Raw genomic sequence first — 23,768 nt, 5'->3', positions numbered from 1 at the left:
CTTACGGGGCATGCACATGCGGCATTTCGATTCACCCAACACTTTCCCCGGACAGCCCTGCCCACGAGGGGGAGATTGGCAGTTCCGCCGCCCTTCGCCAATTATCAACGCCTTGGCGTAACCCAATCCGGTTCGTGCCCCGCACTGCTTCGTGCTAACAGAGCGCTTTCAGCAAGGAATGGATCAGCGACATGGCAGGCGAGAAAGTAGCTTTGGTGACGGCGGGCGGCAGTGGCATGGGCGCAGCGGCGGCCAGGCGCCTGGCGGCGGACGGATTCAAGATCGGCGTGCTGTCCTCTTCCGGCAAAGGCGAAGCGCTGGGCAAGGAACTCGGCGGCTTCGGCGTCACCGGCTCCAACCAGTCGAATGACGATCTGGAGCGCCTTACCGACGGCGCGGTGGAACGCTGGGGCCGCATCGACGTGCTGGTCAACAGCGCCGGCCACGGGCCGCGCGCGCAGATCATCGAGATCAGCGACGAGGACTGGCACAAGGGCATCGACACCTATTTCCTCAACGCCGTGCGCCCGACCCGGCTGGTGACGCCGGTGATGCAGAAGCAGAAATCCGGCGTCATCATCAACATCTCGACCGCCTGGGCGTTCGAGCCGAGCGCGATGTTCCCGACGTCGGCGGTGGCGCGCGCCGGACTTGCCGCCTACACCAAGATCTTCGCCGACACTTATGCCGCCGACAACATCCGCATGAACAATGTGCTGCCGGGCTGGATCGACAGCCTGCCGGCGACGAACGAGCGCCGCGACAGCGTGCCGCTGAAGCGCTACGGCACTTCGGAAGAGATCGCCGCGACGATCTCGTTCCTCGCTTCAGACGGGGCCGCCTACATCACCGGACAGAACATCCGCGTCGATGGCGGCATCACAAGAGCCGTATAAGCCGAACGGCCGAGGGACGGCGCCCGGCATAGCCGGGCGACACGTCATTTGCTGCGGCGACGATGCAGCAGCAAAAGAACACCCAGCAACGCAACGACGGCGACCAGGTTGCCCACAACGTTGTTCCAAAAACGCGCTGGGTCGTCCGCACACGAAATCCAGCTGAGCCTTCCCCGGATCTCTCCGGTCTTCAGGCCGTAAGCAAGGTTATAGATCGCGAAGGCGGCGAGTGCCGCCACCACGACAAAGACGGCGTCGTTTCTGTTGCGATCCATGGAGCGCGTCTAGCTGCGTTCGATGAAATTTTGATTATCGCGTACGTGCAAAGAAAGCGCCGGCGCAAGTCATCCGGGTCTGCGGGAATTGAGCACCCACAGAAAGGCTATCGAAGCCACCAGGACGATCGAATTGCCGACCACGATGTTCCAAAAACGTGTCGGATCGTCCGCCAGAGCGACCCAATGCAACTTGCCGCGGACCTCGCCTGTCTTGATGCCGCAGGCAATGTTGTAGATCGCGATGGCGGCGAGCGCCGCCATCAGGACAAACAGGTCGTTGTTCTTGTTGCGATCCATGGAAGCGGCTTTTAACAGCACTTGGTGAAATTTTGCTTACCTCGGGTAAGGCGGCGGCCGGAAAACCGACCGCCGCCCGCTCTCATCTTGACGCAATTCCAGAACGTTACGGCGAAGGTGCCGGACCTACGCACTTTTCCTGGAATTGCTCCGACTTACTGGTTGATCTCGGGCTCGACGAGCTTGGCCAGGTTGCGCAGCGATTCCTGCCAGCCGAGATAGCAGGCCTCGGCGGGGATAGCATCCGGGATGCCGGCCTGGGTGATGTTGATCTCGGTGCCTACCGAAACCTTCTTCAGGATCACGGTCACCTCGATCTGGCCCGGCAGGTTGGGATCGTCGAAGCGGTCGGTGTAGCGCAGGCGCTCGCTCGGAACCAGCTCGACAAATTCGCCGCCGAAGGAATGGCTGTCGCCGGTGGTGAAGTTGCGGAAGGACATCTTGTAGGCGCCGCCGACCTTGCCCTCGAACTCGTGGACCGTGCAAGTAAAACCGTTCGGCGGCAGCCACTTCGCCAGCGCATCGGCCTCGACGAACGCGCGGTAAACCTTCTCCGGCTTGGTCGCCAGGACGCGGTGCAGTTGAATGGTGCTCGGCATGTCTCGATATCCCTTTCGGTTTGGCTGATCGATGGCCCAAGGACGGTTGGACTCCGGCCTATCCGACAGAGGCTGTCAAATTTTTTCTGCCCGCCTCTACCGTGCGCCTTCCAATGCAGGAGCGGATATTAAGCTAGGATCAGGCTGGGCGTCGGCGGCGCGGGCTGGCCGGGCGGAGCCATCCCAAGCGCCGCTTCAGGCCGGCGTCGTTCGCGCGCAGCGTGAGCGGACCAAAACCTTGCAAAAATTAAGTAAAATTGAGAACGGCTCGCCTCATAATTGTATTAGGCCTCACTTATTCTATCTGCATAAAATATCGATAAAAATACCGGCAATTTTCACTGTACTAAATGCTTGTTTTCGGGAACGATAGCCCGTGCTGCAAGTTGGTTCGGGTCAGGCACTTGAACTTGCAACGAGCCATCCGGGCGGGGCAGCGCGGAAGGAGTGTCCGATGAGTTTCGTTGTCAACGCGGTAGGCGTTCCTCTTTATTATAGCGGGGCTTCCAATCATTGGTTTTCGGCAACGTCCGGACCGACATTCAACGGCAGCAGCGGCAACGACTCAATCTGGGCCTCCAGCGGCGTCAACGTCACCATGTATGGCGGCCAAGGCGACGACATCTATTATCTCTATTCGGCGGGCAACAAGGTGGTCGAGTACGCCGGACAGGGCATCGACACGATCAACACATGGATGAGCTACACGCTGCCGGACAATGTCGAGAACCTCGTCGTCACCAACGCCCACAACTATGCCTTCGGCAATGCGCTGGACAACATCATCACCGCCACGGCGGGCGGCCAAACGATCGACGGCGGGGCGGGCAACGATGTGCTGATCGATGGCGGCGGCGGCGCGGATGTTTTCATCATCGCGAAGGGCAACGGCAGCGACTCGATCGTCAATTTCGCCTCGAACGATGCTGTGCGGCTCGATGGCTACGGGTTCACATCGTTCGCGGCCATCCACCAGAACATGATCCAAGCGGGATCCAATGTGGTGCTGAACCTCGGATCGGGCGAAATCCTCGAATTCAAGAACACCACGATCGACAAATTCCAGCCCAACCAGTTCCAGCTGCCGATCGACAAGTCCGGCATGACGCTGTCCTTCGGCGACGAGTTCAACACGCTGAACCTGCACAACAGCCAGGGCGGCACCTGGGACACCAACTTCTGGTGGGGGGCGCCGAACGGCAGCACGCTAACGCGCAATGGCGAGCTGCAGTGGTATATCGACGCCAATTACGCCCCGACCAGCTCGGTGCATCCGTTTAGCGTGCAGAACGGGGTCCTCACCATCACCGCGGCGCAGGCGCCGGCCGACATCAAGCCGCTGATCAACAATTACGAATACACCTCCGGCATCCTGACCACGCATGACTCCTTCTCGCAGACCTATGGCTATTTCGAAATGAGGGCCGACTTGCCGGAACACGCCGGCGCCTGGCCGGCCTTCTGGCTGCTGCCGGAAGACGGCTCCTGGCCGCCGGAGCTGGACGTGATGGAGATGTACGGACAGAAACCGAATTCGCTGCTGATGACCGCGCACACCAATGAGACGGGCCAGCACACGATGGTCGGATCCACCGTGAACGTCATGGACACCGCCGGCTTCCATACCTATGGCCTCCTTTGGACCCCGGACAAGCTGGTCTGGACCTATGACGGCGTGCAGGTCGCGCAAGCGGCGACGCCGTCCGACATGAACAAGCCGATGTACATGCTCGTGGATCTCGCGATCGGCGGCCAAGCCGGCGCGCCGCCCGACCATCTCGCCACGCCGGCCCAGATGAAGATCGACTATATCCACGCCTATACGCTGGATGAGCTGCAGCAGACCCATTTGAACGTCACGGGCGAGCACGCAGCCTAGGCGGCCGGGATGATGTCGAGGGAGCGAGCTCCGGATGCGATCAGGCAGGCCGGCCTGTGGCCGACGCACCTGCGCAAGGTGTTCCGTCGCGCCATCGCCGATGTCGGCCTGTTCTCGCTGCTCATCAACCTTCTGCTCCTGGTCATCCCGCTCTACTTGCTCCAGGTCTATGACCGGGTGCTGCCCTCCTCCAGCGTCGAGACGCTCGTCTATCTGTCGGTCATCGCGGTCGCGGCGCTCGGTTTCCTCGGCTTTCTCGACGCCGTCCGAGCCGTCTACACGCAGCGCGTCGCGGCGACGGTCAATGACAGGCTTGGCGCCAGAGTGTTCGCCGCTTCGCTCGGTTCCGGCAATGCGCAGTCGCCGCTCACCGACCTTGCCTCGGTCTGCGCCTTCATTCGCTCGCGCGGTGTTTCGGTGCTGTTCGACCTGCCCTTCGCGCCGGTCTTCCTTGGCCTGCTCTACCTTATCCATCCGCTGCTGTTCTGGGTCACGCTCGGCGGCGCCACGCTGCTGGTCATCCTGGTCGTGGCCAACCAGCTTGCTATCGGCAGGAACGATGCGCTCTCGGCGGAGCGTTCGGCCTTGGCCAGCCGGGCCGAGCAGGCCTTCGCCCGCAACGCCGAGACGCTGCGCGCCATGGGTATGGTGGGGAACGCCGCGCGCGCATGGGGCCGGCATGTATCGGAGGCGCTTGCCCTACATGACCGCTCGGCCGGCGCCAACGCGATCTTCAGCGGCGCTTCCAGGGCACTGCGCATGATGCTGCAGCTGGCGATCCTCGGCACCGGCGCCTGGCTGGTGCTCAAGGGCCAGATGACGGCCGGCATGATCTTCGCTTCCTCGCTGGTGTCGTCGCGCGCGCTGCAGCCGCTCGACCAATTGATCGGCTCCTGGCGGCAGCTCGGTGAGGCCAGGCGCGCGTGGACGCGCCTGGGGACCGCGCTCGCTACGCAGCCGGCAGAGACGCGCAAGCTCGTCTTGCCCGACCCGGCCGGCGCGATTTCGGCGCAGGATCTTTTCTTCATCGCGCCAAATGCCGCCTTTGGCGCCGAACCGATTCTCAAGCGATTGAGTTTCGCGATTCAGGCCGGCGAAGCGGTGGCGATCGTCGGCCCGAGCGGTGCCGGAAAGTCGACGCTGGCGCGGCTGCTCGTCGGTGCCGCCCAGCCGAGCGGCGGTACGATCAGGATCGACGGCGCGGAGCTCAGGACATGGGACGAAAACCAGCTCGGCCGGCATATCGGCTATCTGGCGCAGGAGGTCGAGCTTTTCCCCGGCTCGATCGCCCACAACATCGCCCGCTTCGACGCGCAGGCGGACGACGCCGCGATCGTGGAAGCGGCAAAGCGCGCCGAGGCGCATGAGCTGATCCTTTCGCTGCGTGACGGCTACCAGACGATGATCGCCGGGACCCTGTCGGGCGGCGAACGGCAGCGGATCGGGCTGGCGCGCGCTTTCTACGGCAATCCGCGCATCCTGGTGCTGGATGAGCCGAGCACGCATCTCGACGGCGCCGGAGAGACAGCACTGGAAGCGGTGCTCGCGGCGGCCCGCGCCGCGGGCGTGACCACGATCGTGATCACGCATCGCCCTTCGATCGCCACCGCTTGCGACCGCGTGATGGTCTTGCGCGGCGGCGTCATCGAGGCATTCGGACCGAGCGCCGAGGTGCTGCGCCAGCCGGGCAAGCAGCGGAACACGGTGGTCACAGGATCGTTCGCGCCGACCATCCGCGCCTCGCACAGCATCGCCACGGGTCCTGGACGATGACGCAGAGCCTCATCCTCGAAAGCCGCCCGCGCGCCGACTTCCGGCGCACGGCCGTCGCCGGCTACGCGGCGACCACGCTGATGGTCGGCGGCTTCGGCTTTTGGGCGGCGAGTGCGCCGCTGGCAGGCGCAGTGATCACGCAAGGCACGATCGCGGCGACCGGCGGCAACATCCTGATCCAGCATCGCGAGGGCGGCATCATCAGGCAGTTGCTGGTGCATGAAGGCGACCGCGTGCGGGAAGGCCAGGACCTCATCCTGCTCGACCGGACCGCCGCGGAAGCCGATCTCAACCGGCTGACAAGACAATGGATCGCGCTCAAGGCCAGCGCGGCGCGGCTGGAGGCCGAGCGCGACGGCCTCGCCACGCTGGCGCCGATCGCCGAGCCCGCGCCGGCGCCGTTCCAGCAGGAATTCGAAAACCTCATCCGCGAGCAGCAGAAGGAATTCGACGCCAGGCTTGCGCGGTTCCGGTCGGAGCAGTCGATCCTGGCGCAGCGCGTCGCCATGCATCGCGAGTCGGTCAAAGGGCTGAACGCGCAGAAGACGGCAATCGAGCAGCAGGCCGAGGTGGTGAAGAAGGAGCTCGGCATCAAGACCGACCTTCTGAACCGAGGCCTTACCGACCGCAGGGAATATTCGCAGCTTTTGCGCTCGGAGGCCGACCTCGTCGGCCAAGCCGGCGCGCTGGAGGCGGACCTCGCCTCGGCCAGCACGCAGATCGTGGAAGCGGAGGCGCAGACCGAACGCGCGACCACGCAGCGCGTCGAGGAGGCGCTGACGAAGCTCGACGATGTGCGCACCAACCTCGCCGACATCGAGGAGCGGATGCGCGCCGCGCAAGCGGTGCTGAAGCGCACGACGATCACCGCGCCGGCGGCGGGCATCGTCGTCTCCTCGACCTACAATTCGCAAGGCAGCGTGGTCGCGCCCGGCGAAAAGATCATGGAGATCCTGCCCACGACCTCGGGCCTGGTGGTCGACGCCAGGCTGCGGCCGAAGGACATCGACCAGGTGCATGTCGGCCAGCAGGCAAAGCTCCGGCTGTCGGCCCTCAACGCGCGCCTGACGCCGGAAGTCCCGGCCACGGTGAGCGAGATCTCTGCCGACCGGTTGATCGACGAGGCCACCCACGAACCCTATTTCCGCGCCAGGCTGAAGATCGCTGATGCCCTGCCCCCCGGCGTGAAGGCGGACCAGCTCTATCCCGGCACCCCGGTCGACACCTTCATCAGCACCGGCAACCGGACCTTCTTCGAATATCTGGTGCGCCCGATGATGGATTCCTTCGCACGGGCGTTCAGGGAAAGGTAGGGCAGCCCTTCCGGTCGCCTCGGAACGACCGCTTTGCGCCGGAACCGTCCTCGCTTCGGCACCTAGGAGGAGGAAGTGATGACGAAGAAGATGCGGGCGAGCCCCTGCTTGTGCTCCTCACTCCGGCCGATACAACTCATCCATGGTGAGCTTCGCCATCTCAGTGAACGGCGCCTGTTTCTTCACTCTACCATGCTCCAGGATCACCAGGTCGTCGCAGAACGAGATCGTGCTGCGGTGGTGGCTGATGACGATCGTGGTGCGGCGGCCGGCGCGCGACTTCAGCGTCTCGACGATCGCCGCTTCCGAAAGCCCATCCACCGCGTTGGTGGCCTCGTCGAGGATCAATATGTCGGGGTCGCGTACAAGAGCGCGGGCGAGCGCGATGCGCTGCCTTTGCCCGGCCGAAAGGTTCACCCCGCGATAGCCGACCACCGTCTGATAGCCTTGCGGCAGCGTTTCGATGAAGCCGTGCGCCTCGGCAAGCTCGGCGGCGCGGCGGGCCTCCTCGAACGTCGCCGTGTCCTTGCCATAGGTGATGTTGTCGAGAATCGTACCGTCGACCAGCTCCAGCTCCTGGCTGGCGAGAGCGATGTGGCGGCGCCAGTCGGCCGGGTCGATCTCGCCGAGCGGCGCACCGTCGACGAGGATCTTGCCTGCATCCGGCTCGACGAAGCGACAGAGCAGGTTGACGATCGTCGTCTTGCCGGCGCCGGAGCGGCCGATCAGCGCCGTCGAGTGCCCGCTCATGATGTCGAAGCTCGCCGCGTGCAGCACCGCCGCGCGCTGCTCCTCATTGGCATAGCTGAAGCTCACGCCCTCGAAGGCGATTTTTTTGGTTAAGGTGGCGAACTGCCGGCTGCCCTCGGGCGGCGGGGGCTTGCCATCGGGATCGAGCAGCCAGGTCACCTCTTCCAGCGAGCCGGAAAGACCCTGCAACTGGCTCCAGGTCATCTGCAAGGCTCTGACATGCGGCTGCAGGCGGTAGAGCAGGATGAGGAAGGCGGCGACCAGCGGGAAACTCAAGCCCGCAAGCCAGGCACCGATCACCACCGCCAGGAACAGCATGGCGTGCAGAACTTCGGTCAGCGGCCCCAGCGCGCCCTGGCGGTTTGAGAGCAGGAAGGCCGCGCGCCGTACGCCGTCGGATGCCTTTTCGAACGCCGCCTTCTCGCGCGCCTCCTGGCCGAAGATGCGGATCAGCCGGCCAGCATGGACGAGATGCAGCATTTGCGAGGCCAGGGCGCTGTTGCGCGCCGAAACATTGCGGCTGGGCGCCCTGAGATGCGCCGACAGCGCCATGTGCGCCGCTTGCACCAGTGCCAGCCCCAGCATCACCAGGAGCGTCATCGGCCACGAGAGCAGCAACAGAAAGGCGAGCAGGATGAGCGCCGCCGAGGCGCTGACGATCGCGCTGAGCATACCCTGGATGGCATCCGACGCCCGCCAGGATTCGCTGGAGATGATGTTGAGCAAGCGGCCCGGGCTTTGCCTGAGAAAGAAGGGATAGCCGACATTGAGCAGCCGCTCGGCCAAGGCGCCGCGTATCGCCTGGCTCGCCTTGCCGTAGATATGAGCGGTCAGCACCGAATTGGCGAAGGCGAGGAGGTTCTTGAGCAGGATCGAGCCGAGGATAGCGGCCGAAATCGCAATCAGCCGCTCACGCTCGCCTAGCCCGGCGCCGACCTTCTGCAGGAGGGCGGAGAGGCCGGCCATGCCGGTCGTCTCGCCATGGCCCATGATGATGCCAAGCAGCGGGATAATCAGCCCGATGCCGAGCCCTTCGAGCGCGGCACTTGCAAGTCCGAGCACGACGACGACGGGCATCAGGCCGAGCTGACGCCGTCCGAGCGCGCGCTGCAATATCGACAAGATAGGGGCTTTGGGTTCGATCATCGCGCGCCGGCCTCGGCCCTGGCCTCGGTAGTTTCCTGGGCGGGCCGCTCCTGCCGGTCAGGCCGCCCGGCCAGCACCAGGGCCATGAACTTCGCCGCGCCCGCCAGGTTCATCAGCACGATCGGCCAGTGCGACAGGCTGAGTTCCTGGTCGAAGCGCGGACCGCCGAAGAGCTCGCGCGTGGCCGCCCGCGTTGCCCAGTAGAAGTGACGAAGCAGCCACGGGGCGCGGCGCATATGTTTCAGGCAGAGCGCACCGTTGCCGAAATGATAGTCGCGGTGCAGCCGGTCGATCGCCCTGCGGTCACGCCTTCCATGATGGTGAAAGATCGTCATATCCGGCACATATTCCACCGCGATGCCGGCCAGCATGGCGCGCACCAGATAATCCGTATCCTCGGCCGAGCGCAGCGCTCCGCCGGCCCCGAAGCGTTCGTCGAAGGGACCGATGCGGGCGGCGACGTCGTGATGCATGGTCATGTTGCAGCCGAGCACGAAGCCGCCCGGATGGACGGCGCGCGTCAGCCGCTTGCGCTTTTCGCAGCGCTTGATGGTGAAGGGCAGGTCCCCGGCGTCGCCGATCTCGACGCGGCCGCCGCGGATCAGCCATTTCTCGCCGCTCGCATAATGCCGCTCGAGATCGACGAGATAGTCGCGGTCGAGCCGGCAATCGTCGTCGACGAAGACCAGCACACGCCCGCGCGCCCGCGCCATCCCGGCATTGCGCGCCGCCGCCAGTCCGGGCCGTGGCTCACAGATAGCCGTCAGCGCTATATCGGACGCCGTGGCGATCCGTGATAGGTAGTCGGCCGTGCCGTCGCGCGAGCCATTGTCGACCACCACCAGCTCAGCGGCGAAGGCAGGATGCGTCAGGCAGGCGGCGCGGATCGAATCGATGCAGGACTTCAGCACCGCCGCGCGATCACGCGTGCAGACGATGAAGGAGACCTCAGGCCGTTGGTTCGGGCCGGGAGGCGAGCGTAGATGCTGCAGCAGCGGATGGCGATCGGCGTTCATGCCGCCCCCATCCGATAAGGCGCAAGCACGGACGCCGCCGGCGCGGATTTGAAGCGATAGGCGACCCAGTCCGCGCGTTTGCCAGCCCACATCGAAGCCTGGCTCAGCCAGGGCGCCCAGGCGCCGGCGCGCAGCGCGTATTTCTCGCGGCGGCGGATGACGTCCCACTTCGCCGTCAGCGTCAGCAACTCATGCGCCAACGCCGGCCGCTGCCGGTCGTTGACGAGCTGGTAGAGGAAATAGAACAGGTTCAGCGCGCCGGCCTCGAAGCTCGGCCGCGATGCGGCCGGCAACTCGGCGATCCGCTCCTCCAGGCTGCGGATGAACACGGCCGCGCGGCGCACGGTGTCGAACGAAACGCTGTCGCCGATGGCGCGCAGATCCCGCGTTTCGTCCGCCAGCCCCTCGCGCTCGAGATTTTCGCCGACAATCCGGAGGTGCGTGCGGCGCATCTCGCTTGCATGCAAGCTGGTCACGCTGCCGGGATGCAGGCGGTAGACGAGCAGGCTCTCCGGCATCAGCGCCGCCGGATAGCGGTCGGCAAGCCGCCGGAAGAGATCGAAATCCTCGGCATGCCGGTAGCGGCCATCGTAATGCAGGTCTGCCTCGCCGATGACCCGGCGGTTGTAGACCACCGTCGGGTGCATGAAGATCGTGAAGAACTTCGACAGCACCGGGAGGAGACCGACGCGGAACACCGGATCCAGCCTGCCCTGCGCGACGCGGCCGTGCAGCAGCGTGTCGACAAGCGAGCCGCAGAAGCCGAGTTCGGGCCGCGCGGCAAACAGCGCCGCCTGGCGCGACAGGCGCCAAGGATAGGCAAAGTCGTCGGCATCCATCCGCGCCACCAACTCGCCCCGGGCTATTGACAGCCCCTCGTTGAGGCTGGCGACGAGGCCGCGATTCTCGCGCGAGATTATGGATACGCGGCCGTCCGCCTTGCGGAAGCGCTCCAGGATTTCCAGAGACCTGTCGGTCGATCCGTCATTGATGGCGATGACTTCGAGCCGGTCGTAGTCCTGCCGCAGGATCGATTGGATTGCAGCGCCGACATAGAGCTCGGCATTGTAGACCGGCAGCACGACGGAGATGAGCGGGCGTATCATTGTCAGCTCCGGTCCGTCGGCTGCAGATCGAGCGCCGCTTTTGCGCCGGGATATGTGGCGCCGAACCGCCGGGTCTCGCTCGGCGCACGAGCGCGTGGCCGCGCGATATAGGGGAAATAGCGCTTGAAGCTGTTGAGCGGCTTTTCGAACAGCACCCAGGACAGCGTGGCGACAATCAGCGTGGCGGCGCCCGCGACCAGGAAGCGGCCCGGCCCCTCCTCCGAGACGTTGAGCGGGATCCACGGCTGCGCCTTTACGGTGTAAGCGAGGAGGATCGCGTGATAGAGATAGACGCCGTAGCTGATGCGGCCGAGGAAAAGCAGCGGAGGCAGTTCGGCCAGCCAGCCGAGCGTGCCGCGAAGGCCGTTCGAGCACATCGAGACGATCGCCACCAACGGCACCAGCGGCAGCACCTGCACCAGCAGCCAGCGCGGCCATTCCCATGTCGAGTTCGCCGGCCCCGGGTCGGACAAGACGACGAGTAGGAAGAGCGCCACGAAGGCCGGCCAGCCGAACCGCATCCAACGCGGCACGCCGGCGCCCCTGGCGCGACGTACGGCAAGCAGCGCGCCGCAGGCAAGCGCATCCATCGAGGCCGGCGGCAACAGGTCTCGGGCCAGCGCCGGGTTGGCGGCGATCGGCCAGTAGAAGCGGTAGGCGAGCGAGAAGCAGATGAGGCCAATGGTGATCGCCTCGATGCGCCTGCGCGGCGCCAGGAGCACGATCAGCGGCCAGGCGATGTAGAACTGCTCCTCGATGCTGAGGCTCCAGAAATGGCAAAGCAGCCAGGGCGTCCAGTCGTTGCGATGCGCGTACCAGAAGTTCGACAGGTAGAGCGCGTGCCAGACGAGCGACGATCCAGCCTGTTCAAGATCGGTAAACCAGACGAAGGCCAGTACCGCGAAATAGGGCGGGAATATTCGGATCGCGCGCCTGGCATAGAAGGAGCGCAGCGCCGATCCAGCCGCGAATTGGTCGGCGTCGCGCGCCTCCAGCAAAAGCCTGGTGATCAGGAAGCCGGAAAGCACGAAGAACAGCCGCACTCCGAGATGACCAAGGAAGGACGTGCCGCCGGGCGCGAAGAAATGCGAATAAAGCACAAGCGTGACGGCTGCAGCCCGGAGCGCGTCAAGCTGGAGGTCGCGACCGCCGGGCATCATTCGCAGCCGCTGGTGCTGACGACATGGCCCGGGCCGCCGGCCGCAACATCCGTGCCGGTCAACGGAAAACGCAAGCGTGCCGACTCCTAAACCGTATATTCGCCTACGCTAAAAGGACTGCGGCACAAAATGGTGCGGTGCAACACAGAATAGTTATCAGACTGAATGAAAACGTGACCGTTTGTTCCAGGAAATGACACGTATATGCCGCTATTCTGCCTCTTTTGGCGAAGCGGCAGGCTCCAACCAATGCGGATGCATTAAGCTCCTCGAAGCTGCTGGAGAAGCGCTCAGACAACGCCACAATGTACCCCGGCGACACGCCAAAAGGGGTTACCCTCCTCGCTCCCATCTCTCTGGCTCAATCACCGCCTGTAGACATCGCGGCGGCAATGAAACAATCTTCACTGCGGGAACATAAGCGCGTCGAAGAAGGCGCCTAGCTCCGGGTGCGCATGAAGAATCGCTGGACCTTGTACGATCCGCGCCTGGCCTGGATGCTGGTTGCACCGGTGCTCTTGCTGCTGATCTTCTTCCTGGTGCTGCCGATCGCGGTGATGGCGGCCTATACGTTCTTCACCTTCGTCACCGCAGGCGTCGAAACCAGCGCGTTGACCACCGCCAACTGGCAGGAATTCTTCACGGACAGCTATTATTCCGGCTTCCTTCTGAAGACGTTGAGGGTCGGCGCGATCACCGCGCTGCTGTGCGGCGTGCTCGGCTATTTCCCGGCCTATTTCATCTGGGCGACGAGCTTCAGGCACAAATGGCTGCTCTTGCTCCTGCTCATCGTGCCGTTCTGGATCAGCTTCACCATCCGCACCTTTTCCTGGATCAACATCCTTGGCGAACAGGGCGTCATCAATGTCGCGCTGCTCAAAATGGGCATCATCAATGCGCCGCTGCCGATGCTCTACAACGAAGGCGCGGTGATCCTGGGGCTGCTGCATTTCCTCCTGCCCTACATGATCCTCAACGTCTATGTCAGCCTCGAGGGCATTGACCGCACGCTGATCTCGGCGGCCCGCTCGATGGGCTGCACCAGTGCGCAGGCGTTCCGCGAGGTGACACTGCCGCTGTCGTTGCCTGGTCTGGCGGCGGGCCTGCTGCTCTGCTTCGTGCTGGCGGCCGGCAGCTATGTGACGCCGCAGCTCTTGGGTTCGGGCCGTGACGCGCTGTTCGGCAATTTGATCTACGACACCATCATGAGCGAATTGAACTGGCCGATGGGCGCAACACTGTCGATCGTGCTGTTCCTCGTGCTCGGCTTCTTCGCCGCGATCTACACCCGCTATATGGGCATGTCGCAGATCGTCAAAGGGCTTGGCGGATGAAGGCTGCGCGACCGAACAGGGAAGGCAGATGGGCCTGGCGGCTGACCGGCTTCGTCACGCTCTGCGTCTACATTTTCATGTTCGCGCCGATCGTGGCGACCGTTATCCTGTCGTTCAACGCCTCGATGTTCGGAGGCTTCCCGATGACCGGCTTTTCGCTGCAGTGGTACGCCAAGCTGATGGGCAATGAAGCGGTGCTCGCGGCCTTCCGCACCTCGCTATGGATCGCGCTGGTCACCGCAGCCGTCACCACGGCAATAGGCGTCGTCACGGCCTTCGCGCTGGCGCGCTTCGACTTCCGCGGCAAGCAGGCGCTGAGCACGCTGGTGATCCTGCCGGCGCTGGTGCCGGAAACCATTCTCGGCGTCGGCCTTCTGGTGCTGATCAAGGCAATCGACCAGCCGCGCACGATGCTGCTTCTGGTGCTCGGCCATATCCTTTTAGCCGTGCCCTATGTGGTGCTAATCGCGCAGGCGCGCATGGTCGGAATCCGGCGCGTCTATGAGGAGGCGGCGCTTTCGCTGGGCGCCTCGCGCTTCTCGTCCTTCCGCGAGATCACGCTGCCGCTGCTCATCCCGGCGGTCGTCGGCGGCGCGCTGCTCGCCTTCACCATCTCGTTCGACAACACGTCGGCCAGCCTGTTCTGGCGGCCGGCGGGCGTCGAGACCATGCCCACCCAGATCCTTTCCATGCTGAAAATCTCGATCAGCCCGGAGATCAACGCGCTCGGCACCGTGATGATTGTGGTGACCGTCGGCATCCCGTTGATCGGCGGCCTGCTGATGCAAAGCCTGACGAAACTGAGAAGACGCGGCGAACCCAAGGAGGAAGCACGATGAAACTGACCACCACCAAGCGGCTGGAGCGGCTGCACGACCGCTATGTCAACGGCGATCTCAGCCGACGGACGTTCCTGAGCCTGACCGCGGCTGCCGCGGCCTCGGCCGGCCTCTCCATGCCATGGATGAGCCGGGCGCTTGCCGCGGTCGAGCAGGTGCGCTTCGACGGCTGGGGCGGAACGGTGCAGGACGCGATCGACAAATATGCTTTCCAGCCCTACACGGCCAAGACCAAGATCAAGGTGGTGCAAGGCACGTTCGGCGACGAGAACGAGATCATCACCAAGATCAAGACGGCCAAGCCCGGCGACTTCCAGATCGTCCATTCGTCCGGCGTCAACTACTACATCAAATATATCAATGCCGGGATGAACTCGGAGATCAACGAGGCCAACATTCCCAACATGGCGAATGTGCTGCAGCCGATGATCGAGCCGTTCCGCAAGCTGACGCCGAAGCTGTCGGCCGTGCCTTACGATTACGGCACCACCGGCATCGCCTACAACACCAAGGTGATCTCGCCGGAAGAGGCCAAGGAAAAGGGCGCCGCACTTCTGCTCGACAAGAAATATGCCGGCAAGGTCGGCGGCTATTCCGACATGACGACGCGCGTCTGGTACGCGGCTCTCGCCACCGGACAAGATCCCAACAACCTCAAGGACATGGACGCGATCTGGGCCAAGGTGCGCGAGACGCGCGACCTCGCCAAGAAGTTCTGGAGTTCCGGCGCGGAGCTGATGGACCTGCTCTCCAAGGGTGAGATCGTGGTGACCGACGCCTGGTCGGGCCGCGTCGCGGCGCTGCAGGACCAGGGCCACCCGATCGGCTATCTCGATCCGGCCGGCTCCTATGCCTGGATGGAGGACATGCTGATCCTGAAAGGCTCGCCGATGGCCGAGTGCGAGGAATTGATCAACTTCATGCTCGATCCGGCGACGTCGATCGCGGTGGCCGAAGGCCAGAGCTATCCGCCGTCGCTCGACCCGAACAAGGTCAAGCTGACCGACAAGATCGCGAAGCTGCCGGCTTTCGATCCGACCGGCACGATGAAGGCGTTGACCTTCGCCGATCCGGTCTATTGGGCGACCAACGAGGACGCCTGGACCAAGCAGTGGAACAGGATCTCGAAAGGTGCCTGAGGGCCAGGACACGAAAATCCATCCCCGGCCGGCCTCGGCCGGGGCGGAAGGCGCGAGCGCGGCCGCCGGGGCGAACAACCCGGCGGTCGAGTTCCGCAACATCGACATAGCCTACGGCAAGTTCGTCGCGGTGCGCGATTTCTCGCTGTCGATCGGCAAGGGCAGCTTCGTCACGCTGCTCGGCCCTTCGGGCTGCGGCAAGACGACGATCCTGCGCTCCATCGCCGGGTTGGTCGATATTTCGGCCGGCCAGATCATGATCGGCGGCCGGCGGGTCGACGACGTGCCGATCTACAAGCGCAACATCGGGCTGGTGTTCCAGAGCTATGCGCTGTTTCCGCACAAGAGCGTGTTCGACAATGTCGCCTTCGGGCTGAAATACCGCAACGTCGCCAAGCCCGAGATCAAGCGCAAGGTCGGCCAGGCGCTCGACATGGTGCGGCTGCCGGGCAGCGAGAAGAAACTGCCCTCGCAATTATCGGGCGGCCAGCAGCAGCGCATTGCGCTGGCGCGCGCCATCGTCTTCGAGCCGCAGGTGCTTCTGCTCGACGAACCGCTCTCGGCCCTCGACGCCAACATGCGCGAGGAGATGCGCGTCGAGATCAAGAAGATCCAGAAGGAAACCGGCATCACCGCCATCTTCGTCACGCACGACCAGGAAGAAGCGCTGTCGATGTCGGACCGCATCGTGGTGATGAATGCCGGCTCGGCCGAGCAGGTCGGCACGCCGGAAGAGGTCTATGAGCGGCCGGCCACCGCCTTCGTCGCCGACTTCCTCGGCAAGGCCAATATGCTGTCAGGCACGGTGAGCAGATCCGACGGGCCGACCATTGTCACGCTCGCTAGCGGCCAGACGATTAATGTCCTGTCACCCATGCCGCTGCCGCAGGGAAGCGCCGTCATCGTCGTGGTGCGGCCGCAAAAACTGTCGGTCGGTGGAACGAGCGCCAACCGGTTGCCCGGCCAGGTCGTCTCGGCCTCCTATCTCGGCGGCAGCGCCATCTATGAGGTCGACATAGGCGGCAAGGCGAACATCCGCGCCAACGCCCCGATCGACGGCCGCGTGCTACGCGAAGGCGAAGCGATCGAACTCGGCTTCGACGCCGACGACTGCGTCTTGCTGGACGAGGCCGGGCTGCGGATTTCCTGAAGGCCGCGGCCGCCTTTCCGCAGGCATGGGCGATTTCCGTCGGTCGCGGTGCCTGGAGCGGTTCACCGTTTCTCCGAAACAGCGAGCGGGTCCATGTCCTTGCTTTGACGCAATTCCGGGACGGAGAACCACCTTGGCGGTCCGTAGGTCTGCCGTGTAATCAGTACGATCCTTGACGGCTATTACAGCTCATTTCTTGGAGAGAAACGCCTTGCAGGCAGGAGTGAGCTCACTGATATGCTGTTTAAGACAGCTCAACCCCTTTGCATTGTCGACCATCTTGCACAGTCGTTGGGCATCCGCCCTGCATGGTGTTTTGTAGGCGTCTTTCGCTAAAGCGGCGTCGGCGAGGAAAAGCGATATAGAAGCAAGAAGCGCCGGTCCAAGCGATTTCTGTTTGCGCATGATTTAATTCCCCTCTGAAAATGAGCATAGTAACGCAGCCTTATATACGCGACTCCTTATATAATGGGAAGGCAAACAACTTCGTGACGACGCGATGTCAATCAAGGCACGTGCCAGCTCGTTCACGCCTTTGCCGGAACCGGCCTCGACTTGATCGCCGTCGCCAGCACGACCCCGACCACGATGAAGGCCGCGCCGAGCAGATCGTAATCGTGCAGGCTCTCGCCGAGCAGCAGGTAGGCGAGCACGGCGACGAACAAGGTCTGCAAATAGAGCAGCATGCTTGCCCGGCTAGCGCCCAGAGCCTCCACGCTTTGATTATAGAGATAGTACATCAGCGCGCCGCCGGGACCCGCTAGATAGGCAAGCGCGAGCAGGCCGTCGGCATTCAAGGCGGAGCGCTCGTCGTTGAAGATTTCCCAAAGGTGGAACGGCAGCGCCACCAGCGCGCCGGCGCCGAGCAGAAGGACCACCAGCGGCAGGAGTTCGAGGCCGAATTTGGAGCGGCGCAGCAGCACGGTGTAGAGTGCCCAGCAGAAGGCGCTGCCGACGATCCACAATTCGCCGATGTTGAAGCGCAGTTGCACCAGCGCGTCCAGCTTGCCATGCGCGACAATCACCAGCATGCCGGCAAGTGCTGCAACCGCGCCGAGCGACTTCCAGAGCCCGAGGGGCTCGCCCAGCACGAGACGCGCCAGCACCATGGTCATGATCGGCGACATCGCCATGATGATGCCGGCCGTGGTGGCATCGGTGTCGTTCAGACCATGGTAGATCATCCCTTGGCAGAGCGTCAGGCCGATGGCGCCGACGGCAACGATCTCCAGCGGCCGCGATTTGAGCAGCGCCAGCACGGCGCCGTGATGGCGGTGCACGATCGGCAAAAGAATGGCGCAGGCGAGCGCCAGCCGCCAGAAGCATAGCCCCCAGGGCGGCATTTCCGGCGCCACCCACTTTGCCGCGATATAGACGCCGGCCGAAAGCAACCAGCACAAGGCAGCGGCGGGATAACCAGCCAGTGACGGTATCGCTCGGGCGACGGGCGCTTCCGCCGGATGCGCTATCGGTATCGCCTGCATCGCATGTCCCCCGCTCCATGAAGGCCAGCCCAGTCGCAGCCGACAGTCTACCTCATGACGGGAGCGTCACATAGCCTGCCCGGCAAAAGCGCCACGCGACAGGGATCAATGCGACGTGTCGCCGGCCATATGCAAAAGATCCCATGCCGAGCCGACGCGACCGTGGAACTGCGATGCGAAGCGTTTGGCTTCGACGTCCTCGAGGCCGTCCTCGACAAGGGCCTCGATGCTCCGCCGCAGCAAGGCGAGCTGCATCTGCCGCGCATGTCTTGCGTCGGTTTCGCGCATGATGGCCGTGACGTGATAGGCCACGACCGGCTGGCCGAGACAGGACAGGAGCGCGCTCGACCCCGCCGTCGCTGCAGTGACCGCTTCCTCGATATTCATTCCGGCGCTCCCTCATCTAAGATGCTGGGCGCCTCCCCGGCAGACGGCGACGGTATCCGCCGCTCTTTTCTAATTTTCGGCAGTCGCGAGATCATCGCTGGCGGCCAAAACTCAGTATCCTCCAGAACCCTATTAAAGGCGACCGGATAGTTAATCGATGGTTAACGGGAACGCTCGCATCTTAGGGGTCCGATCATCGGATTGGCCGTGAATGTGCCGCCATGTGGCAGCGTGGTCTTGCCTGCGGTCGGATCGAACACCGCCGTGACATCGGCGCGCCCGCCGACGGCACCCGCCGGGAAGCCGCCGCCGATGATCTTGCCGGCGCGCCGTCAGGCCCTGCCGTCACAAGTTCTGCCGCGAAACGATCGACATGAGGTTTAGTCCATTTGGATGATGCTTCCTGGGCCTGAAAGCGTATTTGGTATAAGCGGCCGGAACGGTTTCGAAAAATACAGATTATTCAGCGGTATAAATCAAAACGGAGCGAACTGTTACAACCAGAACCGCAATTCATGCACAGAGCCGCTATGACACGTTTTTGAGCATCGCGAGGAATGCCCAGTAGACAGAGGACCGTGGCCCGTGACGTCCATACATGGATCTTACGAGGAGTTCGAAGACGACCCGCGCCCGGCATGGGTTCGCTTCAGCATGCGCCACTGGAGGTGGAGCGCCGTTCCCGGATGCATCCTCCTCTTGGCGGCGGTATCTCCACCAGACAACGGCGCCGAAATGCAGCAACAGATCGCGGCGGCGCGAGGCGAACTGGCGTCGACAAAAGCGCAACTGGGCCTGAGTCAGGATGCCGAGCGCACAGCAAGCGCCCGGGCAAGGCTGTTGGCCAGCACCTCCGCGGAGCAGACAAAGGCCCTGAGAGAGGCGAACCAAAGCAACGGAACCCTCAAGCTCGATCTGGAAGCGGCGCAGCGCGTCATCAAAGACTTGAAGGCACAATTGATTTCTACAAACGAAGCACGCAACGCTGTGGACGTGTCCCTGGCCGAGGCAAATCAATCGGTTGCCGAAGAGCGCTATAAGGTCGAACAATTCGAGCACGAACTCGCCATAGCTCGCCAGGCCGGCGAGGCCGATCAGAAACGCGCAAATCTGGCTGCGGCCCAGCGGGCCACCGCCCTAAAGGACCTCCAGCTGGCGGTTGCTGCCGCAAAGCATGTCGACGAGGCATTGGAACTGGAACACACGCGCGCGGTTTCGGCCGCAAGCGATGCCGACGACGCCCGTCGGGAAAGAGACGCTGCGAAGCAGGCATCTGCCGACTTGAGCGCGGCGCTGGAGCAGGAGCGCCAAAAACTGACCGACATGTCCGTGTCCCTTACCGCCGCGCGAAAGGCGATCGATCTCGTCAAGGCGCAAAGTGCGCGCCGCACAGCGCAGATGGAGCGCGCGCCCGGGACGCGTTCCGCCGCGGTTCCACTTGCCAGCCAGGATGGCCAAGCTGTCCGCCGAACAGGCTTGCAGGATAAGAACAGAGCGAAGATCCCAAGATCGCCGAAACGGGTTCTGGTGGCGACGACGATCACTCTCCCCGACGCGTTGCTTCCGACCCCGCCTCGATGATGATGGTCAGGAGTACATTTGGATTGGCACGAACGCATGCCCAGGAGGGGTCCTGAAATGGGCAAATACGTGGCGGTCGCCTTGATGATCGCAGCCGCTACCGGACCGGCGGCCGCTCTTGATGTCGGCGGTGGCGGCAAGGTCGGCGGCATTGGCGTCGGCGCTGGAGTGAGCGCCGGATCACAAGGTGTCTCCGCTGGCTTGGGGGCAAGTGTCGGCGGCTTGGGCGGCGCAAGCGTTGGCGCGTCGGTGAGTTCAGGCGGCGTCAGCGTTGGCGCGTCGGCAGGCGCAGGAGGGGCAAGCGTTGGCGCGTCCGTGGACGCTGGCACCGGATCGATCGGCGCGAGCGTTTCGACGGGTGACGCTGCAGGCAGCACAAGCGCGGGCGTGTCGGCGGGTGCCGGCACCGCAACGTCAGGCACCGGGGACAGCGCGCCCCCCGACAACCCCACCGTTTTCTCTGCAAAAAGCGCAACAACCGCGATCAGCCTGCCATCCATCCTCAAACCTTCCAGCGCACGTGGCGGGGAGTTCGGGCGATTTAGAGCGGGCTATCCTTTTGCGCCCCTTGTATCGCTGAAAGCGAAGCCAGGCACGCCGCCCAAAGTCGTGAGCGCTTGCCGCGCGGCGATCATGTCGGCCGCGGCGCCGCTTGGTGCTGTGCGCGTATACGCGGTCAGTGCCGGTCCGATGCGCCAACGCAGAGCCGGTCTGGCGGCGCCGATCGAGGTGCGAATAAACTATGCGCTTCCAGGCGGCATCCAAGTGCGACAAGCGAAAGTTCTGTGTCGCCTTGGTGCGACGGGGAAGGTCGTCGCGGTGACATAGAAGCCAGCTTGCCGAGGTCGTGCGCAGGGACCGCTATCTGGCAACGTCACTCGCCGCCGCCCGGTTCGGATGCCTCAGATGGGTCGGCGTGATGCCGGCCTGCTGGCGGAAGACGCGGCTGAAATGGCCGGCATTGGCAAAGCCGCAGCGATAGGCGATCTCGCCGATCGCGAGGTCGCTGCCTTCCAGCAGCGATCTGGCATAGTGAACCCTGAGCGCCAGATAGGCGGCCATCGGGCCGATGCCGAGCTCGGCGCCGAACAGGCGCTCGAGCTGGCGGCGCGAGCAGTTCTGCCTGGCGGCGATCTCGCCGATCGGGATCGGCTCCTGAAGATTGCTTTCCATCAGGAGCAGCGCCCGCTTCACCGCGCGGCTTGCGGCCGATGGAAAAAGGTCGCCGACCGGCTGCACGTCGCGGCTGGAGCGGATGCGGTCGAGCACCAGTATCTTGGCCGCCTTCTCCGCTGCCTTCCGGCCGATGAACTGCGAAACGAAATAGCCGGCGAGGTCGGCTGCGCCCGTGCCGCCGGCGCAAGTGGCGCGGCCGCGGTCGACGGAATAGAGGCTGTCGGCGTGGGCGTTCACATCGGGGAACTCGGCGCGAAAATCCTTGATATGGAACCAGCTGACCGCGGCGCTGTAGCCGTCGAGCAGGCCGTAGCGCGCCAGCACGAAGCTGCCGGTGCAGAGCGCGGTGAGCGGCACGCCCTTCTGCGCGGCGCGCAACAGGAACGCCTCCTTTTCCGAACTCAGCTTGCGGCTGGTGTCGAGCAGGCCGCCGACCACCACGACATTGTCGAAATCCTCGGGATTGCCCATCGCCCTGGTCGGCAGCAATTCGACGCCGCAGCTGGCGCGGATCGGCAGGCCGCGCTCGCCGACGATCTCCCAGTCGAACTCGATCCTGCGGCTGCGGTCGCCCTCGTCGCCGGCGAGCCTCAGCGTGTCGATGAACAGCGACAGCGGCGATAAAGTGAAATCGCGCACCAAAAGAAATGCGAACTTCTTGGCCATGCTGGGAACCGTTACCCGGGTTGCGTGGCGAGGCACTATCGCGGATGCGACCGATTTGGCGCGGATCCAGCAATTTGGACACCAGGAGGCGGAGACGAGTAGTCGAGGCGGAACGACGCAATCTATAATTCAACTTAATAGATTCTCCTTTTTTCGCATCAAATATCTTTAAATAAATACTTCCCGATTCTCCCTCCATATTTCTAACCACGATTTAACCTATAACTTCGCGGCTCCAATAGTTTCGCCATCTGCACGCACCTAGATAATTCAAATACTTATGATGAAACACTTCAATTTTGTCCACACCCGACGTTCGGGCGGTCTAGAAAGCTCAATACTGTGATCTTCACATGCGCTTCAAAAAAACAATAGACAATGAGTTTACACTCTACTAATGTACCGATTGGGGACATAATAGATTCCTGCCAAGCAGATGAACGCGACCGTTATGCGGCCCGCGATCGATCGTTGACGCCCGACGAGACAGAGGGGAGGCTGTTTCTATGAGGCTAACACGCTTTACTGTTACAGCGGCATCTTGTTTTGCACTTAGTTCGTGTGGGAAGTATATCCCAGGTCAACGTGACTGGCCTCACACAAGCACGGAAGAAGTGGCGGCCATGAACACCACACTCGTGCGCAGCATCGTCTGTGAGTTGAGCTATGCCGTAACGCTCGCCCTCGGAAATGACCTCGATCAGGCGAGGAAAAGGCCGAATCGTAAGACCTACGCCGATTTCATGCTGAATTGGGGCGTAGAGGTGGCGACCGACCTAACCGTATCGGAAAACACGAAGATCAATCCGACGGCAGAGTGGGGCCCCAAAACCCCCGTTTCGGCACTTCTTACCCTCGCAGGAGGAGTAAACGTCGGATCGACGGCAACCGGCGAGGATGCCCAAAACATGTTTTTCGCGGTGTCCGATCTATACCATCCCGAACTGTTCCGGCAGGGCAGCACCGAGCGGCCGTGTCGAGACCCGACCCATAACAAGGAAGGCTCGCCGCTGGTCGACATCGATCTCCAGTTATTGCCGCTGTTGGAGTCCAAACTACACCCCATCGAATTGCATCTGGCCGGGCCACCGACGAGAAATGTGCTCTTAGCGGATGGCAAGAACGTTCTGACAAAGACGGTTTCCATCAAAGAGGAAATCTCCGGCGATATTAGCCCATCGTGGAAATTCACGACGGGAGCGGTCAACTCCTCCGGCACATTCTTGAGCGCGGGGCGAGAGCGCACTCACCAAATCGTTTTCACGTTTGGCGAGCTGAGCGAGACCAAGAAGGAACTGTCGACGGTTGCAGAGGCATATCATCAAAATGCACTGATACGTGCGGGCTATCGCACCAGTTTGGCAACACAATAAGGAGGGGCCAATGAAACCGCCAAAAGCAACGAAATCTCCCCCAAAGCCTAAATCATCGAAGGCAAAGAAGTCTCCGGCGACAACGGGCGCCGCGAAGCCGGGGCGTGACATCAAACGCATCATAGCGGATCTCGATCTGCCGACGCTTCACGAAGACGAGATTGCAGAGCTGATGCATCACGCTGCGTCGAGCTTGAAAAGTCGTACGGCTCTCAAACCGGCTGTCCTGAGCAAGATCGAACCGAATAGTCTCTGCTACACGAAATCAGGAGATAGCTCGACAGTTAGCCTGTGGAGCAATGGTTTCAAACAGGGGACCACCTCCGAACAAGATGCTTTGGCCAGAGGCATCCGCCCTTGCGGAGGTTGAGCGAAATTTCATCGTCGTGCTTTTTAGTCGGGCCGACACTGCATCCCTGCTCTTGC

23 protein-coding genes and 1 pseudogene are annotated in these 23,768 nt (G+C 63.1%); 12 read left to right on the top strand and 12 right to left on the bottom strand.

The window, feature by feature from the left end; genetic code table 11:
• The first annotated feature begins 191 nt into the window (after positions 1–191).
• Complete coding sequence (locus FJ419_RS27385) at positions 192–896, top strand: SDR family oxidoreductase (protein WP_140700395.1); 705 nt, start codon at positions 192–194, stop codon at positions 894–896.
• Positions 897–940: 44 nt separating this feature from the next.
• On the opposite strand, the gene FJ419_RS27380 is transcribed toward FJ419_RS27385, so the two are convergent.
• The 3 genes from FJ419_RS27380 to FJ419_RS27370 all read right to left on the bottom strand — a co-directional run bounded on the left by FJ419_RS27380 (position 941) and on the right by FJ419_RS27370 (position 2,070).
• Entirely contained in the window at positions 941–1,171 is a 231-nt protein-coding gene (locus FJ419_RS27380) for a hypothetical protein (RefSeq protein WP_140700394.1), read from the bottom strand.
• 69 nt (positions 1,172–1,240) lie between these two features.
• The gene (locus FJ419_RS27375; protein ID WP_140541677.1) at positions 1,241–1,471 is read right to left on the bottom strand and encodes a hypothetical protein; all 231 of its coding nucleotides are present in this window, start codon (positions 1,469–1,471) and stop codon (positions 1,241–1,243) included.
• Positions 1,472–1,626: 155 nt separating this feature from the next.
• The gene (locus FJ419_RS27370) at positions 1,627–2,070 is read right to left on the bottom strand and encodes an SRPBCC family protein (protein WP_140700393.1); all 444 of its coding nucleotides are present in this window, start codon (positions 2,068–2,070) and stop codon (positions 1,627–1,629) included.
• Between the two features lie 454 nt (positions 2,071–2,524).
• On the opposite strand from FJ419_RS27370, the gene FJ419_RS27365 reads away from it, so the two are divergent.
• The 3 genes from FJ419_RS27365 to FJ419_RS27355 are packed head-to-tail and all read left to right on the top strand — an operon-like array spanning position 2,525 to position 7,035.
• Positions 2,525–3,949, top strand: coding sequence for a family 16 glycosylhydrolase (locus tag FJ419_RS27365; RefSeq protein WP_140700392.1), 1,425 nt, complete (start codon positions 2,525–2,527; stop codon positions 3,947–3,949).
• Between the two features lie 12 nt (positions 3,950–3,961).
• Positions 3,962–5,722: a type I secretion system permease/ATPase gene (locus FJ419_RS27360; RefSeq protein ID WP_140700391.1), complete on the top strand. Its 1,761-nt coding sequence runs from the start codon at positions 3,962–3,964 to the stop codon at positions 5,720–5,722.
• Positions 5,719–7,035, top strand: coding sequence for an HlyD family type I secretion periplasmic adaptor subunit (locus tag FJ419_RS27355; RefSeq protein WP_140700390.1), 1,317 nt, complete (start codon positions 5,719–5,721; stop codon positions 7,033–7,035). Before FJ419_RS27360 ends, FJ419_RS27355 begins: the two co-directional genes overlap by 4 nt.
• Before the next feature lie 117 nt (positions 7,036–7,152).
• On the opposite strand, the gene FJ419_RS27350 is transcribed toward FJ419_RS27355, so the two are convergent.
• Genes FJ419_RS27350 through FJ419_RS27335 form a run of 4 tightly spaced genes read right to left on the bottom strand, consistent with a single transcriptional unit; the run spans position 7,153 to position 12,210 of the window.
• Entirely contained in the window at positions 7,153–8,931 is a 1,779-nt protein-coding gene (locus tag FJ419_RS27350) for an ABC transporter ATP-binding protein (protein WP_140700389.1), read from the bottom strand.
• Entirely contained in the window at positions 8,928–9,947 is a 1,020-nt protein-coding gene (locus FJ419_RS27345; RefSeq protein ID WP_140700388.1) for a glycosyltransferase, read from the bottom strand. Before FJ419_RS27345 ends, FJ419_RS27350 begins: the two co-directional genes overlap by 4 nt.
• A complete protein-coding gene (locus tag FJ419_RS27340) occupies positions 9,944–11,053 on the bottom strand; it encodes a glycosyltransferase family A protein (RefSeq protein WP_140700387.1) in 1,110 nt (369 codons plus the stop codon). The genes FJ419_RS27345 and FJ419_RS27340 overlap by 4 nt, the downstream gene beginning before the upstream one ends.
• A gap of 2 nt (positions 11,054–11,055) precedes the next feature.
• On the bottom strand, positions 11,056–12,210 hold the full coding sequence (locus FJ419_RS27335; protein ID WP_140700400.1) for an acyltransferase: 1,155 nt from the start codon (positions 12,208–12,210) through the stop codon (positions 11,056–11,058).
• Positions 12,211–12,668: 458 nt separating this feature from the next.
• Here FJ419_RS27335 and FJ419_RS27330 point away from each other — a divergent pair, with 458 nt between their 5' ends.
• The 4 genes from FJ419_RS27330 to FJ419_RS27315 are packed head-to-tail and all read left to right on the top strand — an operon-like array spanning position 12,669 to position 16,675.
• On the top strand, positions 12,669–13,547 hold the full coding sequence (locus FJ419_RS27330) for an ABC transporter permease (protein ID WP_140700386.1): 879 nt from the start codon (positions 12,669–12,671) through the stop codon (positions 13,545–13,547).
• The gene (locus FJ419_RS27325) at positions 13,544–14,386 is read left to right on the top strand and encodes an ABC transporter permease (protein WP_140700385.1); all 843 of its coding nucleotides are present in this window, start codon (positions 13,544–13,546) and stop codon (positions 14,384–14,386) included. The genes FJ419_RS27330 and FJ419_RS27325 overlap by 4 nt, the downstream gene beginning before the upstream one ends.
• A complete protein-coding gene (locus FJ419_RS27320; RefSeq protein ID WP_140700384.1) occupies positions 14,383–15,525 on the top strand; it encodes an ABC transporter substrate-binding protein in 1,143 nt (380 codons plus the stop codon). The genes FJ419_RS27325 and FJ419_RS27320 overlap by 4 nt, the downstream gene beginning before the upstream one ends.
• Positions 15,518–16,675 (top strand): ABC transporter ATP-binding protein, encoded by a 1,158-nt coding sequence (locus tag FJ419_RS27315; protein ID WP_140700383.1) that lies wholly within the window; start codon positions 15,518–15,520, stop codon positions 16,673–16,675. The genes FJ419_RS27320 and FJ419_RS27315 overlap by 8 nt, the downstream gene beginning before the upstream one ends.
• Positions 16,676–16,864: 189 nt before the next feature.
• Here FJ419_RS27315 and FJ419_RS27310 read toward each other — a convergent pair whose 3' ends face one another.
• The 4 genes and pseudogenes from FJ419_RS27310 to FJ419_RS31325 all read right to left on the bottom strand — a co-directional run.
• The gene (locus FJ419_RS27310) at positions 16,865–17,080 is read right to left on the bottom strand and encodes a hypothetical protein (protein WP_140700382.1); all 216 of its coding nucleotides are present in this window, start codon (positions 17,078–17,080) and stop codon (positions 16,865–16,867) included.
• Positions 17,081–17,202: 122 nt separating this feature from the next.
• Complete coding sequence (locus tag FJ419_RS27305; protein WP_140700381.1) at positions 17,203–18,159, bottom strand: EamA family transporter; 957 nt, start codon at positions 18,157–18,159, stop codon at positions 17,203–17,205.
• 105 nt (positions 18,160–18,264) lie between these two features.
• A complete protein-coding gene (locus FJ419_RS27300) occupies positions 18,265–18,546 on the bottom strand; it encodes a hypothetical protein (RefSeq protein ID WP_140700380.1) in 282 nt (93 codons plus the stop codon).
• A 194-nt stretch (positions 18,547–18,740) separates the two neighbouring features.
• A pseudogene (locus FJ419_RS31325) lies at positions 18,741–18,872 on the bottom strand (aspartate aminotransferase family protein); the annotation flags it as partial.
• 409 nt (positions 18,873–19,281) lie between these two features.
• On the opposite strand from FJ419_RS31325, the gene FJ419_RS27290 reads away from it, so the two are divergent.
• Complete coding sequence (locus FJ419_RS27290) at positions 19,282–20,127, top strand: hypothetical protein (protein ID WP_140700379.1); 846 nt, start codon at positions 19,282–19,284, stop codon at positions 20,125–20,127.
• Between the two features lie 57 nt (positions 20,128–20,184).
• Positions 20,185–20,955 carry a hypothetical protein gene (locus tag FJ419_RS27285; RefSeq protein WP_140700378.1) on the top strand — a complete coding sequence of 257 codons (771 nt, stop codon included), beginning with the start codon at positions 20,185–20,187 and terminating at the stop codon, positions 20,953–20,955.
• Between the two features lie 33 nt (positions 20,956–20,988).
• Here the strand turns inward: FJ419_RS27285 and FJ419_RS27280 are convergent, their stop codons facing one another.
• On the bottom strand, positions 20,989–21,969 hold the full coding sequence (locus FJ419_RS27280; protein WP_140700377.1) for a GlxA family transcriptional regulator: 981 nt from the start codon (positions 21,967–21,969) through the stop codon (positions 20,989–20,991).
• 623 nt (positions 21,970–22,592) lie between these two features.
• Between FJ419_RS27280 and FJ419_RS27275 the strand changes: the two genes are divergently transcribed.
• Positions 22,593–23,342, top strand: coding sequence for a hypothetical protein (locus FJ419_RS27275; RefSeq protein ID WP_140700376.1), 750 nt, complete (start codon positions 22,593–22,595; stop codon positions 23,340–23,342).
• Positions 23,343–23,352: 10 nt separating this feature from the next.
• Positions 23,353–23,712, top strand: coding sequence for a hypothetical protein (locus tag FJ419_RS27270; protein ID WP_140700375.1), 360 nt, complete (start codon positions 23,353–23,355; stop codon positions 23,710–23,712).
• The last annotated feature ends 56 nt before the right edge of the window (positions 23,713–23,768 follow it).

It is taken from the genome of Mesorhizobium sp. B2-6-2, assembly GCF_006440615.1.
Lineage (GTDB): Bacteria > Pseudomonadota > Alphaproteobacteria > Rhizobiales > Rhizobiaceae > Mesorhizobium.
Note: the sequence above shows the minus strand (reverse complement) of the source record. Positions and strands in the feature narration are given on the sequence as shown.